15 protein-coding genes and 1 pseudogene are annotated in these 13,506 nt (G+C 63.4%); 4 read left to right on the top strand and 12 right to left on the bottom strand.

The window, feature by feature from the left end:
- Window positions 1-56: 56 nt before the first annotated feature.
- From M2D63_RS20250 to M2D63_RS20275, 6 genes are all read right to left on the bottom strand, one after another.
- The gene (locus M2D63_RS20250; protein WP_285864780.1) at window positions 57-584 is read right to left on the bottom strand and encodes a cytochrome b/b6 domain-containing protein; all 528 of its coding nucleotides are present in this window, start codon (window positions 582-584) and stop codon (window positions 57-59) included.
- 1 nt (window position 585) lies between these two features.
- Window positions 586-867, bottom strand: coding sequence for a PepSY domain-containing protein (locus M2D63_RS20255; protein WP_285864781.1), 282 nt, complete (start codon window positions 865-867; stop codon window positions 586-588).
- A 56-nt stretch (window positions 868-923) separates the two neighbouring features.
- A complete protein-coding gene (glcF, locus tag M2D63_RS20260) occupies window positions 924-2,159 on the bottom strand; it encodes a glycolate oxidase subunit GlcF (protein ID WP_285864782.1) in 1,236 nt (411 codons plus the stop codon).
- A gap of 3 nt (window positions 2,160-2,162) precedes the next feature.
- Window positions 2,163-3,224: a glycolate oxidase subunit GlcE gene (glcE, locus tag M2D63_RS20265; RefSeq protein ID WP_285864783.1), complete on the bottom strand. Its 1,062-nt coding sequence runs from the start codon at window positions 3,222-3,224 to the stop codon at window positions 2,163-2,165.
- Entirely contained in the window at window positions 3,224-4,723 is a 1,500-nt protein-coding gene (glcD, locus tag M2D63_RS20270) for a glycolate oxidase subunit GlcD (RefSeq protein WP_285864784.1), read from the bottom strand. Before glcD ends, glcE begins: the two co-directional genes overlap by 1 nt.
- 99 nt (window positions 4,724-4,822) lie before the next feature.
- Window positions 4,823-5,047 carry a hypothetical protein gene (locus tag M2D63_RS20275; protein ID WP_285864785.1) on the bottom strand — a complete coding sequence of 75 codons (225 nt, stop codon included), beginning with the start codon at window positions 5,045-5,047 and terminating at the stop codon, window positions 4,823-4,825.
- A 240-nt stretch (window positions 5,048-5,287) separates the two neighbouring features.
- Between M2D63_RS20275 and M2D63_RS20280 the strand changes: the two genes are divergently transcribed.
- Entirely contained in the window at window positions 5,288-6,478 is a 1,191-nt protein-coding gene (locus M2D63_RS20280) for a sugar transporter (protein ID WP_285864786.1), read from the top strand.
- 57 nt (window positions 6,479-6,535) lie between these two features.
- Here the strand turns inward: M2D63_RS20280 and M2D63_RS20285 are convergent, their stop codons facing one another.
- Both M2D63_RS20285 and M2D63_RS20290 read right to left on the bottom strand, forming a co-directional pair.
- Entirely contained in the window at window positions 6,536-8,056 is a 1,521-nt protein-coding gene (locus M2D63_RS20285) for an FAD-dependent monooxygenase (RefSeq protein ID WP_285864787.1), read from the bottom strand.
- A gap of 12 nt (window positions 8,057-8,068) precedes the next feature.
- A pseudogene (locus M2D63_RS20290) lies at window positions 8,069-8,227 on the bottom strand (LysE family translocator); the annotation flags it as partial.
- Window positions 8,228-8,779: 552 nt separating this feature from the next.
- On the opposite strand from M2D63_RS20290, the gene M2D63_RS20295 reads away from it, so the two are divergent.
- Together M2D63_RS20295 and M2D63_RS20300 are read left to right on the top strand one after the other, a co-directional pair.
- Complete coding sequence (locus tag M2D63_RS20295; RefSeq protein ID WP_285864788.1) at window positions 8,780-9,385, top strand: RNA polymerase sigma factor; 606 nt, start codon at window positions 8,780-8,782, stop codon at window positions 9,383-9,385.
- Window positions 9,379-9,612 (top strand): zf-HC2 domain-containing protein, encoded by a 234-nt coding sequence (locus tag M2D63_RS20300; protein ID WP_353050874.1) that lies wholly within the window; start codon window positions 9,379-9,381, stop codon window positions 9,610-9,612. Before M2D63_RS20295 ends, M2D63_RS20300 begins: the two co-directional genes overlap by 7 nt.
- 33 nt (window positions 9,613-9,645) lie before the next feature.
- On the opposite strand, the gene M2D63_RS20305 is transcribed toward M2D63_RS20300, so the two are convergent.
- Window positions 9,646-10,008 (bottom strand): hypothetical protein, encoded by a 363-nt coding sequence (locus M2D63_RS20305; RefSeq protein WP_285864789.1) that lies wholly within the window; start codon window positions 10,006-10,008, stop codon window positions 9,646-9,648.
- Window positions 10,009-10,213: 205 nt separating this feature from the next.
- Between M2D63_RS20305 and M2D63_RS20310 the strand changes: the two genes are divergently transcribed.
- Window positions 10,214-10,960 (top strand): transglutaminase-like cysteine peptidase, encoded by a 747-nt coding sequence (locus tag M2D63_RS20310; RefSeq protein WP_285864790.1) that lies wholly within the window; start codon window positions 10,214-10,216, stop codon window positions 10,958-10,960.
- A 101-nt stretch (window positions 10,961-11,061) separates the two neighbouring features.
- On the opposite strand, the gene fdhE is transcribed toward M2D63_RS20310, so the two are convergent.
- Genes fdhE through fdxH form a run of 3 tightly spaced genes read right to left on the bottom strand, consistent with a single transcriptional unit; the run spans window position 11,062 to window position 13,498 of the window.
- Complete coding sequence (gene fdhE, locus M2D63_RS20315) at window positions 11,062-11,970, bottom strand: formate dehydrogenase accessory protein FdhE (protein WP_285864791.1); 909 nt, start codon at window positions 11,968-11,970, stop codon at window positions 11,062-11,064.
- Entirely contained in the window at window positions 11,967-12,611 is a 645-nt protein-coding gene (locus M2D63_RS20320; protein ID WP_285864792.1) for a formate dehydrogenase subunit gamma, read from the bottom strand. Before M2D63_RS20320 ends, fdhE begins: the two co-directional genes overlap by 4 nt.
- Complete coding sequence (gene fdxH / locus M2D63_RS20325) at window positions 12,608-13,498, bottom strand: formate dehydrogenase subunit beta (protein WP_285864828.1); 891 nt, start codon at window positions 13,496-13,498, stop codon at window positions 12,608-12,610. Before fdxH ends, M2D63_RS20320 begins: the two co-directional genes overlap by 4 nt.
- Window positions 13,499-13,506 lie beyond the last annotated feature (8 nt).

Below are 13,506 nucleotides of genomic sequence, written 5' to 3' on the forward strand. Positions count from 1 at the left end.
CAGTGACATCGTATCGCGGGGCAAGCCCGCTCCTACAGGCAGTTGATTGTGGCTAGTCAGCGTTTGCGTCGCCTGCCGGTGATCATCGACAGGGGCAGGTTCTCCTTCAGGCGCAGGCTTTCGATGAGCGCTGCGACGATATGCACGCACACCAGGGCCAGCAAGGTATTGGCCATGTATTCGTGGATATCCCGCGGCAGGTCTTCGCCCCAGAAGTAGTCCACTTCCTCCAGCAGAAACCCGGTCACGCCCAGGCCGACCATCAACAGCAGCATCAGCACCATCACCAGCGCACCGATGGGCGAATGGCCAAGGCGGTGGTGGCTCTCGCCCTTGACCAGCGCCTGCGCATGCTGTTTGAGCCGCGCAGGCGTCGGCCAGAAGTCCGCCCAGCGCGCCGCCGGCGTGCCGACAAAGCCCCAGAGCACGCGAACCAGGACAATGGCCACCGCGTAGTAGCCCAGCCAGCGGTGCCAACCTTCACCTTCCTCGGTGAGGAAATAACCGCCGACAAAGGCCACCACCAGCGACCAGTGGCAAAACCGCACCAACGGGTCCCAGAGGCGCAGGGTGTCGCCGCTCAACTCAGTAGGCTCCGCCTTTGTCTTCCACTTCTTCTTTCACCTTCTTGCCGGTGACCGGGTCGAAGTAGATCTCGACCTTGCGTTTGTCCTTGTCCCAGCCATAGATCTCGTAGCAGTTGCCATCGGTGATCTTGAACTTCTTGATCTCGTAGCCCTGTTTTTTCAGGTCTTGCTGGAAGGTGTCCGAATTTTGCCACTGGGCCTTGTCGGCCGTGGTGCATTCGGTCTTGGCCAGTGCCAGGGGGCTGGCGACCAGCAGTGCGACAAGCAGAAGGTTACGCATGGGAAGTCCTCGTTGGGTGGAAGGTGCAGCCGTGCACCTGTGAATCCAGATTGAGCTTATGCCAGGGTTGGCAAGTGCGCGAATGCGTCGTCGACCACTTCGATCCAGTGCTTGACCGGCGTTCGCCCGGCGCCATCGAGGTGGACCTGGCAGCCGATGTTGGCGGTGGCGATCAGGTCCGGATGGCCGCTTTCCAGGGCATCGAGACGGTTGTCGCGCAGCTGCCGGGCCAGCACCGGTTGGGTCAGTGAGTAAGTGCCGGCCGAGCCGCAGCACAGGTGGCCGTCGGGCACGGCAGTGAGGGCGAAGCCCAGGCGCCTGAGCACCGACTCGACGGCGCCGCCAAGCTTGAGGGCGTGTTGCAGGGTGCAGGGGCAATGCACGGCCAGCAACTGGTCGCTGCGCCAACCCAGCTGTTCCAGCGGCGCGGCGGCGATCACCTGCACCAGGTCCCTGGCCAGTTCGCTGACACGCCGGGCCCTGGGGCCGTAGAGCGGATCGTCCTGCAACAGTTTGCCGTAGTCCTGGATGAAGGCCCCGCAGCCGCTGGCGGTGATGACGATGGCTTCGGCCCCGGCCTCGATGGCCGGCCACCAGGCGTCGATATTGTGGCGGGCACGCTGCAGCCCGGCCTGCTGGGCGTCGAGGTGATAGTCGACGGCGCCGCAGCAACCGGCTTCGGTAGCCGCGGTCACACTGATGCCCAGGCGATCGAGCACGCGGGCGGCCGCGGCATTGGTGTTGGGCGACAGCCCCGGTTGCACGCAGCCTTCGAGCATCAGCACCCGCCGCGCGTGGCGCAGCGGTGGGCGCCGCTGGGCGACCCTGGGCGAGTGGGGCAGTTCGGCCTTGAGCGGGGCGGGCAACAGCGGCTCGACCCTGCGCCCGAGCCACACCAGGCGGCTGAAGGTCGCAGGCCGCGCCGCCAGCTGGCGCAGGCCGCTGCGCAGGGCCCGTTGCAGGGGCGGGCGGGGCACGGCCTGGTCGACCACGGCGCGGCCGATGTCCAGCAGGTTGTGGTAGTCGACGCCGGACGGGCAGGTGGTTTCGCAGTTGCGACAGGACAGGCAGCGGTCCAGGTGCAGCTGGGTGCTGGCCGTGGGGGTATGGCCTTCGAGCACTTGCTTGATCAGGTAGATGCGTCCGCGCGGGCCGTCCAGTTCGTCGCCGAGCAACTGGTAGGTCGGGCAGGTGGCGTTGCAGAACCCGCAGTGCACGCAGGTGCGCAGGATGCTTTCGGCTTCCTCGGCGCGGGGCAGGCGTCTGGCGGCATCGCTCAAGCGGGTTTGCATGGCTCAGAGCTCCGCGTACATCCGGCCGGGGTTGAAGATCCCTTGCGGGTCGAGGCGTTGCTTGAGTTGCTGGTGATAGCGCAGCAGCAACGGTGGCAGCGGCTGGAAGGGGCTGTCGGTGCAGCCCGGGCTGTAGCAGGTCACATGCCCGCCCAGGCGGCTGACGCTGGCGCGGACCTGCTCGGCGCTGGCGTCGGACTTGAGCCAGCGCTGGGCGCCGGCCCAGTCCAGCAGTTGCGCGCCGGGCAGGTCGAGCAGGGGGCTGTTGTCGGGCAGGGACAGGCGCCAGAGCGGGCGCGGGTCGTGGAAAAACGCCAGGCGTCGATGGTTCAGGTCGTGCCACCAGTGGGCGGCGAAATCCTCGCCGCCCAGGCGCTCGCGAAAGGCCAGTACCGAACCTTCACCGCCCTCAAGACGCAGGCGCAATATTTCACCGTCGTGGCAGGCGGCGCTGATGGGCAGCGCCTGCTGGCGCCATTGCGCCAGTTGCTGCAAGGCCTGGCGGGCGTCCAGCGCCAGGGCGACATGGGCCTGGCAGCGGGGCTTGGGCAGTACCTTGAGCGACACCTCGCTGATCAGCCCGAGGCAGCCGAAGCTACCGGCCATCAGCCGCGACAGGTCGTAGCCGGCGACGTTTTTCATCACCTCGCCGCCAAAGCGCAGGTGCTTGCCAAGGCCTGTGATCACCCGGGTGCCGAGGACGAAGTCGCGCACCGAGCCGACCCAGGGCCGTCGCGGTCCGGACAGGCCCGCCGCGACCATGCCACCGAGGGTGGCGCCGTCATCACAGTGGGGTGGTTCGCAGGGCAGCATTTGCCCGGCGGCGTCCAGGGCAGCGACGATGTCACGCAAGGGTGTGCCGGCGCGGGCGGTGATTAGCAGTTCTGAAGGATCATGGTTGACGATGCCGCAGTGGCGGCGGGTGTCGAGGACTTCCCCTTGTTGTGGGCGCCCCAGCCAGGCCTTGCTGGCGCCGCCGCGAATCTGCAGCGCGGTGCTCCGGGCGCGCGCCTGGTCGACCTGGTCCAGCAGGTCGGCGCTGGCGTCCTGGTCGGCGGTCGTCATCAGAAACGCTCAAGGTCGGGAAAGGGCAACTGGCCTGCGTGCACATGCATGGCCCCGAACTCGGCGCAGCGGTGCAGGGTCGGGATGTTCTTGCCGGGGTTGAGCAGGCCTCGTGGATCGAAGGCGGCCTTGACCGCATGGAACAGGGTCAGTTCGTCCGGATTGAACTGGGCGCACATCTGGTTGATCTTCTCCCGCCCGACCCCGTGCTCGCCGGTGATGCTGCCGCCGACCTTCACGCACAGTTCGAGGATCTCGCCGCCGAAGGCCTCGGCGCGTTCCAGCTCGCCGGGCTGGTTGGCATCGAAGAGGATCAGCGGGTGCATGTTGCCGTCGCCGGCATGGAAGACGTTGGCGACCCGCAACTGGTATTTCTCCGACAGCTGGGCGATGGCGCTCAGTACATGGGGCAGTTCACGGCGGGGAATGGTGCCGTCCATGCAGTAGTAGTCGGCCGAGATGCGTCCGACGGCGGGAAAGGCATTCTTGCGACCGGCCCAGAACCTGACCCGTTCGGCTTCGTCCCGGGCCTGGCGCACTTCGCGGGCGCCGGCCTGATGCAGCAAGGTGCGGACCCGCTCGCAGTCGTCGTGGACATCGGCCTCGACACCATCGAGTTCGCACAGCAGGATGGCCTGGGCGTCGACCGGGTAGCCGGCGTGGATGAAGTCTTCGGCGGCGCGGATGGCCAGGTTGTCCATCATTTCCAGGCCGGCGGGGATGATCCCGGCCCTGATGATCGCGGCCACGGCAGCGCCGGCCTGTTCCACCGCATCGAAACTGGCCAGCAGCACCTTGGCCACCTGCGGGCGTGGCAGCAACCTGACCGTGACTTCGGTGATCACCCCGAGCAGACCTTCGGATCCGGTGAACAGCGCCAGCAGGTCGAAGCCCGGGGCGTCGAGGCTGTCGGCGCCCAGGGTCAGGCACTGGCCGTCGACGGTGAGGATCTCGACCTTCAGCAGGTTGTGCACGGTCAGGCCGTATTTGAGGCAGTGCACGCCTCCGGCGTTTTCCGCGACATTGCCGCCGATGGAACAGGCGATCTGCGAAGACGGGTCGGGGGCGTAGTACAGGCCATAAGGCGCCGCGGCCTGGGAGATCGCCAGGTTGCGCACTCCCGGTTGCACCCGGGCGGTGCGCGCGACCGGGTCGATCTGAAGAATCCGGTTGAAGCGCGCCATCACCAGCAACACGCCCTGGGCCAGGGGCAGGGCGCCGCCGGAAAGGCCGGTGCCGGCACCGCGGGTCACCACCGGCACCTGGCGCTGATGGCAGAGGGCGAGGATGGCCTGGACCTGCTCGATACGCCGGGGCAGCACCACCAGCAGGGGCGTGCTGCGGTAGGCCGACAGGCCGTCGCATTCGTAGGGCTTGAGGTCTTCTTCGCTGACGAGGATGTCCAGGTCCGGCAGTTGCGTGCGCAGTGCCTGCAGCAGGGCCTGCTTGTCGACGGCCGGCAAGGGGCCGTCGAGGCGTTCATCGTAGAGGATGTTCATGGGCGCGCCGGATCCTGCGGGCATTCGATCACCAGCGGCTGTGGCTGGCTGGTTCGCACCCGGGATCCTGGCAAGGGCACCTTTGCCTCGCGCCTGCGATCAGCGAAAACGCGGCAGCGGGCGGTCGATCCTGAGCGAGGTCAGGGTCTTCTTGACCAGTGCTTCGTCGGCTTCCACGGCCTTGAGGCTGGCGCGGATCTTGCCGGCGGCTGGCAGGTCACCCTGGCGGTCGATCCAGTCGGCAATCTCCTTGCAGGCGCTGGCCAGCGTGGTTTGCCGGTGGTCGATCAGGGTCAGCAGCGTGGTGATTTCTTTGTCGGACATGGCAGGTTCCTCCATTCAGCGCCTTCAGTGTAGCAGTGCCCGGCAAAACTGCCGGGCCGTGGTGCGGTTGTGACAGCCCCGGCCCTGACGTACTATCCTTGGCGCAAGCGCTACCCCGCATACTTATAACCAATTCCTCAGCGTACACGCTTCCACCCAGGCCTTACGGGCATGGGTGCTTCAGGCTGGGCGCCCGATTGCGCCCGGCGACTGCAATCGATCCGGAGCAACACGCTACCCATGAATACCCCCGTGCAAGCGCGAGCCGGCAGCTGGCTCAGTGTGATCGCCCTGGCCCTGGCGGCCTTTATCTTCAACACCACCGAGTTCGTGCCGGTGGCGCTGCTCAGTGACATCGGCGCAAGTTTTCAGATGTCCACCGCCCAGGTCGGACTGATGTTGACCATCTATGCCTGGGTGGTGGCCCTGGCCTCGCTGCCGATGATGCTGCTGACCCGCAACATCGAGCGACGCCGGTTGCTGATCATCGTCTTCGTGCTGTTCATCCTCAGCCACTTGCTGTCGGGCGTGGCCCAGAGCTTCGGCATGCTGTTGCTCAGCCGTATCGGCATCGCCCTGGCCCATGCGGTGTTCTGGGCCATTACCGCGTCGCTGGCAGTGCGGGTGGCGCCACCGGGGCAGCAGGCCAAGGCGTTGGGGTTGCTGGCCACCGGCACTACCCTGGCCATGGTCATGGGCATTCCCCTGGGCCGGGTGGTGGGGGAGGCACTGGGTTGGCGCACGACCTTCCTGGCGATAGCCGGGGTAGCCCTGGCGACCCTGATCTGCCTGGTCAAGTCGCTGCCGTTGCTGCCCAGCCAGAACTCCGGCTCGTTGCGTAGCGTACCGGTGCTGTTCAAGCGCCCGGCGCTGGTGGTCGTGTATGTGCTGGTGGCCCTGGTGATCGCCGCGCAGTTCACCGCCTACAGCTACATCGAGCCTTTTGCCCTGAACGTCGCGCAGGTCGGCGGCGAGCGCACCACCTTGTTGCTGTTGCTGTTCGGTGGCGCCGGGGTGTTCGGTTCGGTGCTGTTCAGCCGCTACAGCGAGCGCTTCCCCAGTGGTTTCCTGCTGGCGGCCATTGCGATGCTGGCGGCATGTCTGCTGCTGTTGCTGCCGTTGTCGGGTGATTTCCGCCTGCTGGGTACCCTGAGTGTGTTCTGGGGCATTGCCATCATGTGCTTCAGCCTGGCCCTGCAGTCCAGGGTGCTGATCCTGGCTTCGGATGCTACCGATGTGGCCATGGCGATGTTTTCCGGGATCTACAACATCGGCATCGGCGCCGGGGCGTTGATCGGCAGCCTGGTGAGTACCCATGTGGGGCTGGAGGATATCGGCCTGGTCGGCGGGACGCTGGCGCTGGTGGGGCTGCTGTTGTGCGCGGTGACCACCTACCGTGTGGGAGCGGGCTTGTCCCGCGATGCGGTGTGACTGTCAGATTGCAATCGCGGGGCAAGCCCGCTCCCACAATTGCGGGGCAAAGCGTGCCTACGGGGTGAGTTCGCGTTCGTCGAAGTAGTGTTGCAACACCTGCGCCCCGGCATTGCTCCAGGCCAGGGCGATGTAGCTGTCCGGGCGCAGCAGGTACACCGCATCGCGCATCAGCCCGGACGCCTCGTGGGCGTCGCTCCAGGTGAAGACGTCCACGGGGATGCCGCGCTCGCCGCACCACTTCACCAGGTCGGCACTGACCGCGCCGTAGACCTGTACCTGCCAGCACATCCGGTTCAGGCCACTGAAGTTGTCGCGTCCCCCCTCGGCCACCCAGGGCAGGCGATCGCCGCCCTGCACCTGACCCGCAGTGCCGACACTCAAGGGCATATCGCGGTAGTTGAGAGTGATCTGCGAAACGGTGCGAAAGAGAAACTCGCGGGCTGAACGGAATGCCGCCACCCGCGGGATCAGTAGCGGCGCCAGTCGGGTGCGCAGCAAGGTGGCCAGGCGCCCGTCGGCGGTGATGAAGTTGAACACCTGGTCGGTGGTCGCCACCAGGCGGCGGGCAAAGGCACTGCGTTCGATGCCATAGGTGTCCAGCAGGCTGTCGCGGGCCTGGCCGCGCAGCACGCTGGCGAGTTTCCAGGCCAGGTTGATGGCATCGCCGATGCCGGTGTTCATGCCCTGGCCGCCGGCCGGGCTGTGCACATGGGCAGCATCGCCGAGGAGGAAGGCGCGCTGGCGGCCGAACTGCTCGGCAACCCGGTGATGCACGCGGTAGGTGGAAAACCAGTTGACCTGCTCCACCTGCACCTTGAGGTGGCTCATGGCGCGCTGGCTGACATCCTCGAAATGCAACTGGTCGGGGTGTTCGGCACGTTCGTCGCGCACCGTGCCGATCAGCCGTGCCCGGCCACTGCCGGCCAGGGGGAAGACCGCCAGGAAGTCGGCCTCGTCCAGGTCCACGTGCAGTTCGCCGTTGAGCGCCGGCCCCGAGGCCTGGACATCGGCGACATAGAACACCTGCTGGTAGGTGCCGCCGGGAAAACCGATGTCCAGCGCCTTGCGCACCGTCGAGCGGGCGCCATCGCAGCCGGCGATGTAAGCGGCATCGCAGCGCTCCTCCAGGCCGCCGGCATGGCGCAACTGGGCACTGATGCCCTGTTCGTCCTGGTTGAAACCCAGCAGTTCGGTCTGCCGTTCCACCTCGATGCCGAAGGTTTGCAGGCGATCGATCAGCAATTGCTCGTGTTCATCCTGGGGGTAGATGTGCAGGAAGGGGAAGGGTGTAAGGTCGGCACCGATGGCGCTGAAGGGCAGGCGCGCCGCCGCTTCTCCCTTGACCCAGAGGTTGGCGGCCGGCACCTGGTGGCCGCGCTCGATGACCGCCGCGGTCAGGTCGAGCTGGCGATACAGCTCCAGGGTCCGGGCCTGCACCGCCAGGGCCCGGGAGGTGGTGCCAGGGCCGGCGGTGCGGTCGATGATGCGTACCCTGACGCCCAGTTTGCTCAGCCACAAGGCCAGCACCAGCCCGGTGGGGCCGGCGCCAACGATCAGAACCTCACAACCATTCATCGCACGCGCTCCTCAGCGCTGGGCGAACGCCAGGTTCAGGCCCAGGCCGGCGAAAGTTGCCGCAAAACTGCGGCGCAACCAGTGCTGTACCTGCGGCGAGTCGATCACCGCGCGGCGGAACAGGTTGGCCAGCAGGCCGTACAACACAAACTCCACGAAGGTCATGAGCATGGGTTCGGCATCCTGCTCGCTGATCAGAATAGCGTACTGCCGGAGGGCTGATCGGGCTCTGGTGATTGTCAGCATCCAGGAAACTAATGTGAGTTAATAAGTTTAAGTGCCAGGGCTTTGTATTGGCTCTGTTTGTTGTTATGGGTACTAAGAGGGGTGGGCGAATTGTATATGTAACGATAATCGTTTGGCGGAAAATTCAAGTAAATGAACGGTCCTTGCGTAACGGGGGAGGTGTTCTAGGATCCAATTATGGCGTGTTAAATTGGCACGATCCGCCTCCCCCTGGTGGCAGGCGAATGTAAATTCGGTATTACAGCGTGATGGACAGGGTTGTTAAGTTATAAGTATTTGTCCCGGCTGAAGGTTGTCTGTTTTTTGTTTCTTTGGTAGTAACCTTGTCGTGGCCTTTGGTTCGTCCGAGGTTCCAGTGTGGCCAGATGGTAGTTAAGCGTTCATCCGCTGAGGTGTCAAAGTGCTAGTGGGTTGAATTCCAGAGGTGCCTGAAGCCGTATGGGTACTTGTTGCCGGAGCAGGTCGGGAGACCAGGTCATGGACAATGAGCAGGAATTGATCGAGCGGCTACGCGAGGGTGATGCCCAGGCATTGGAAAGTTTGATAAAAGTTCATCACGCCTTTCTTATCACTATTGCAATTCCCCTGGTGGGGCCGGATGCTGCAAATGATGTTGCCCAGGAAACCTGGTTAAAAGCTGTCGCCGGTGTTGGAACATTCGAAGGGCGTTCAAAGTTTCGCACATGGTTGGCGAGAATTGCCATCAATGAAGCCCTCTCGATAAGACGCAAGCAAGGACGGGAGATGTCGTTGGAAGGCTGGGATATCGATCACCACTCACCGATTCTTTCCAGCTTCGACCACGAGGGCGCCTGGGCCGCGCCGCCCAAGCAGTGGCACCATGAAAGCCCGGAGGAGCTACTGGCCGAGGTTGAACTTCAAGCCTGTATACGTAAGCACCTCTATGAACTGCCCAGTGCCCAGCGAAGTGTGGTCATCATGCGTGAACTTGCCGGGCTTGAATACAAGGAAATCGCAGATGCCCTGGGGTTGACCGAGGGATATGTTCGTGTGTTGCTGCACCGCGCACGGCAACGTATGCAATTGATGCTCAGTCATTTTCAAGAGGACGGGAAATGCTGAATTGTCGCGATATTTCAGAGTTGGCTTCCGAATTCATTGACGGAACATTGAGCCTGGGCGACAGGAACTGGGTGTTTATTCATCTGCGACAATGTATGCATTGCAGTCGCTACATCGATCAACTGGAACTGACATCCCGTGTTCTGCAGGCGCTGCTGGTCCAGGACCGCGGGGTGGATAGCCAGGCGATTGTGCAGAGGATCCTAGGGCACGTCCCTGTGCGATAGGGGATTTTCATGCGCTCGGGTCCGTGCCAGGGGTCAATGGGCGCTGCGGTATTCTTCTCTGTCTCTGGTGATCGGATCGGTCAGCCGAGGGGCTGATTTCTCGGTAGGTGGAAGCGCTTCCTGCATCGAGTCGACGCCGGAGGCAGTGGGCTGTTCCTTGATCATTTGTACATAGCGTTCGCCGGATTCCTGGTTGAGTTGACTCCTTGCCATGGCATTTTGCTGATGATAATCGAGGACGCGGTTACTGCCGTCCTCGGCCAGTAACATTTGAGCCGATTGAGTATGTAGTCGCAGACTGCTCGCGTCTTCAGTCTGGGTCGCCGCAGTGGCAGCCGTGGCCATCATTGCTGCCGCAGCTGCAACCACGACTGACATTTTTATTGTCAGTTTCATGGTGGTTTCCTCAGGAGGTGCGGGACTTGAGGTGTGCCTTTAATAGACGCAGAGCAGTTCGGTTTTGTTACAGCTCATCGGACTGATGGGGTACCTCGAAAATGTCCGACGGACGCACCTTGATTGTTGGTATGCCATGCCTTAAGGTGCGACCCGTCTTAGGCGTCTCCCTGTAGGAACCATTTATTATTAAGTGAGGTACTGCTTGATAAAACTGAATATCCTTAATTCCAAAAAGTTTGGGCGACAATTGAAACAACTTTCCGTTCTATTGCTCGGTTGGGGGATGTTGTGGGGGAGCGCCATCGCCAAGCCACTTTCAGTCGATGAAATGCAGCCAAGTCCGGAAGGCGTCCAGCGTGTCAGCGACTGGCGTGCCTTGATCAGCGATTCGGCCGAGCTTTCCGATCGTGAAAAGCTTCAACGGGTGAACGAGTTTTTCAACCGTACGATTCGCTACGGCGAAGATATCGATGTATGGCAGCAGGCCGACTACTGGGCATCACCCCTGGAAACCCTGGAAAAGGGCCGGGGCGATTGCGAGGACTTTGCCCTGGCGAAGTACTTCACCTTGCGCTTGTTGGGTGTTCCTGAGCGGACCCTGCGTGTTGTTTATGCAACCCAGACGTCGACACAGCAGGCACATATGGTACTCGGCTACTGGCAGAATGCAGACGCCGATCCATTGCTGCTGGACAACCTCGGCAATGACATTAGATCAACCGCGCAACGCAATGATTTGAATGTAAAGTTTGCTTTTGATGAGACCGGTTTATATGCCTTCGATCACGCTCAGTTCAAACCTGTCGGTAATGTCGGGCAATTGCCTGACTGGCTGCCGCTGGTGAAAAGAGCAAAGCGTGAAGAGTCGGATCTGATGAATCGCGATGAGGGCGGTGCCTCGTCAGGACTTATGCTTTCAGCTGCAAGGTCTGAGTACAAAAGGTACTAAGACATATTGATGTTAGGTGGGGCTGCTGTGCAGCCCATCGCAGGCTTCGCCAGCTCCCACAAAGGCACTGTGGGAGCTGGCGAAGCCTGCGATCCGGGCACTCAGCCCGGAAACAGATACGGGCTGACCCCGCTACGCCCATACCCCTCGCGTTCCACCTCGGCATCCAGCGCCAGGCTGGCCAGGTCATCGGCCAGCACGTCCTGGTCAGGGTCCCGTTCCGGGTAGAACACCTTCAGGTAGCTGTGACACCCATTGCAGCTCTCAGCCTTGATCGCCGCGTCCTGCCGGTCCAGCGACCAATAGTCCAGGGCGCCGGTGGCTTCGCAGTTGCTGCACTTGAGCCGGACCATATGCCAGCGGCACTCACACAGACCGCACTGCAGGTAGCGCAGGCCCGCCTGGGCGCCGGTCATGACCACGCTGGCCAGCGGCGCGCTGGTGCACACCGGGCAGTGCTGGCGCTGCTCGCCAAGATGAGCCCTGGCGCTGGCCGGCAAGGCACTGGCCAGTTGGGTGAAATACAGCGACAAGGCCGCCCAGAGGAACAGCGCCTGGCCACTGTCGACCTGCTCATGCTCACCTGCCAGCAAGGCACTGGCCAGCACTTCCAGTTCTGTCGATGTGTAGCGGCGCAAGGTGTCCAGGGTCGTGCGCACCGTCGCATTGGCCTCGGGGTAGAGCCGCTCGATCAGCGCCTGCAGCAGCTGCTGCCAGTAAGGGTCACGCGGGTAGTCGCTGCTCGCCAGCGGTGCTTGCCCGCTGCCAAGGCGCTCACTCAAGCCGGCCACCTGTGCCGCGGGTACTGGCATTTGTTCCAGCAGCTGTTGCTGCGCCTGGGCGATACGTGCACAAAAGTCCAGGTAGTCGCCCATGGCGTGCCCCTGGGCCAGTTGCATCAAGCGCGCGGCACGCTTGGCGTAGCGCTCCTTGAGCGCGGGCAGCAGCACCGGCACGATCTCGTTGACTCCACCGGTGGGCGTCTGTACCGGGGTCATCTGGATACTCATGGCTGGCTCCCGGGCTTGTCCTGCTTGCTGATCTGCCGGTACCAGCGATCATGGTGGGTCTTGGCCCAGGCACGGCTGACGTAGCCGGTGAGCATGCCGCGAATCGAGCCTTTGACCCAGAACGCCAGGTAGGCATGGCCGATGATCAGCAGGATCAGGGCAATGCCGGCGACGGCGTGCAGCAGCAGGCCGATGCGGATCGTGGGGATGGAGAACAGCGGGGCGAACCAGGGCCGCCAGATCACTACGCCGCTGATCAGCAACAGCGTGATCAGGCCCATGATGCCCCAGAACAGTACCTTCTGCCCGGCGTTGTACTTGCCGATGTCGAGCGCCGGGTCATGCTTGCCGGCCAGCACTTGCTTGACGTTCTTGAACCACTTCACGTCCTCGCGCTCTGGCAGGTTGTAGCGCACGAAGCGCACGAACAGAAACATCAGCAGCACGAACACCACGACGCCGATGAAGGGGTGAAGGATGCGCGCCAGCTGCGGGGTGCCGAACACTGCGTTGAGGCCATTGAACGACGGAAAGAACCACGACAGCCCCGACAGGGCCACGGCGAAGAAGCAGATCACCATGAACCAGTGGCAGGCGCGGTCGATGAAGCGGGTGCGCAGGATCAGTTTGTCGGTGTTCATGCGTGGGTCTCCTCGTCGCGTTTCTCGTCCTGTTCGTCGACTTCGTTGGGGCCCACGCCGATGTAGTGGAACAGCGTGCCGGCCAGGGTGGCGAAGAAGGCCGCCGCGGCCACCGGCTTGAGCCAGCCTTTCCAGCCATGGATGGCGCTGCTGATGCGTGGGTCGGTGGGCAGCTTGTGGTACAGCTGCGGTTTGTCGGCATGCTGCAGTACATAGACCACGTGGGTGCCGCCCACGCCTTGCGGGTCGTAGATACCGGCACCGGCAAAGCCCCGGCCCTGCAGTTCGCTGACCCGCTCACTGGCCTGGTGCAGCATGTCTTGCTTGCTGCCGAAGTTGATCGCGCCGGTGGGGCAGGTCTTGACGCAGGCCGGTTCCTGGCCCACCGATACGCGGTCCACGCACAGAGTGCATTTGTAGGCCTTGTTGTCCTTCTGGCTGATGCGCGGCACATCGAACGGGCAGCCGGCGATGCAGTAGCCGCAGCCGATGCAGTGCTCGGACTGGAAGTCGACGATGCCGTTGGCGTACTGGATGATCGCCCCCGGTTGCGGGCAGGCTTTCAGGCAGCCGGGGTCGGCGCAGTGCATGCAGCCGTCCTTGCGGATCAGCCATTCGAGCTTGCCGCTTTCGTCCTCGACTTCATCGAAGCGCATCAGCGTCCAGGTGTCGGCCGAGAGGTCGGCCGGGTTGTCGTAGACGCCGACGTTGTGGCCGACCTCGTCACGCAGGTCGTTCCACTCGTTGCACGCCACCTGGCAGGCCTTGCAGCCGATGCAGATGCTGACGTCGATCAGCTTGGCCACTTCGGCCTGATGATCGCGCGCCTGGGGCGTCGGGGTCAGCACGCTGGTGGCCGAGCGGCGGACGATGTCTTGGGATTGCATGGACATGG

The organism is Pseudomonas sp. BJa5 (assembly GCF_030272875.2).
Lineage (GTDB): Bacteria > Pseudomonadota > Gammaproteobacteria > Pseudomonadales > Pseudomonadaceae > Aquipseudomonas.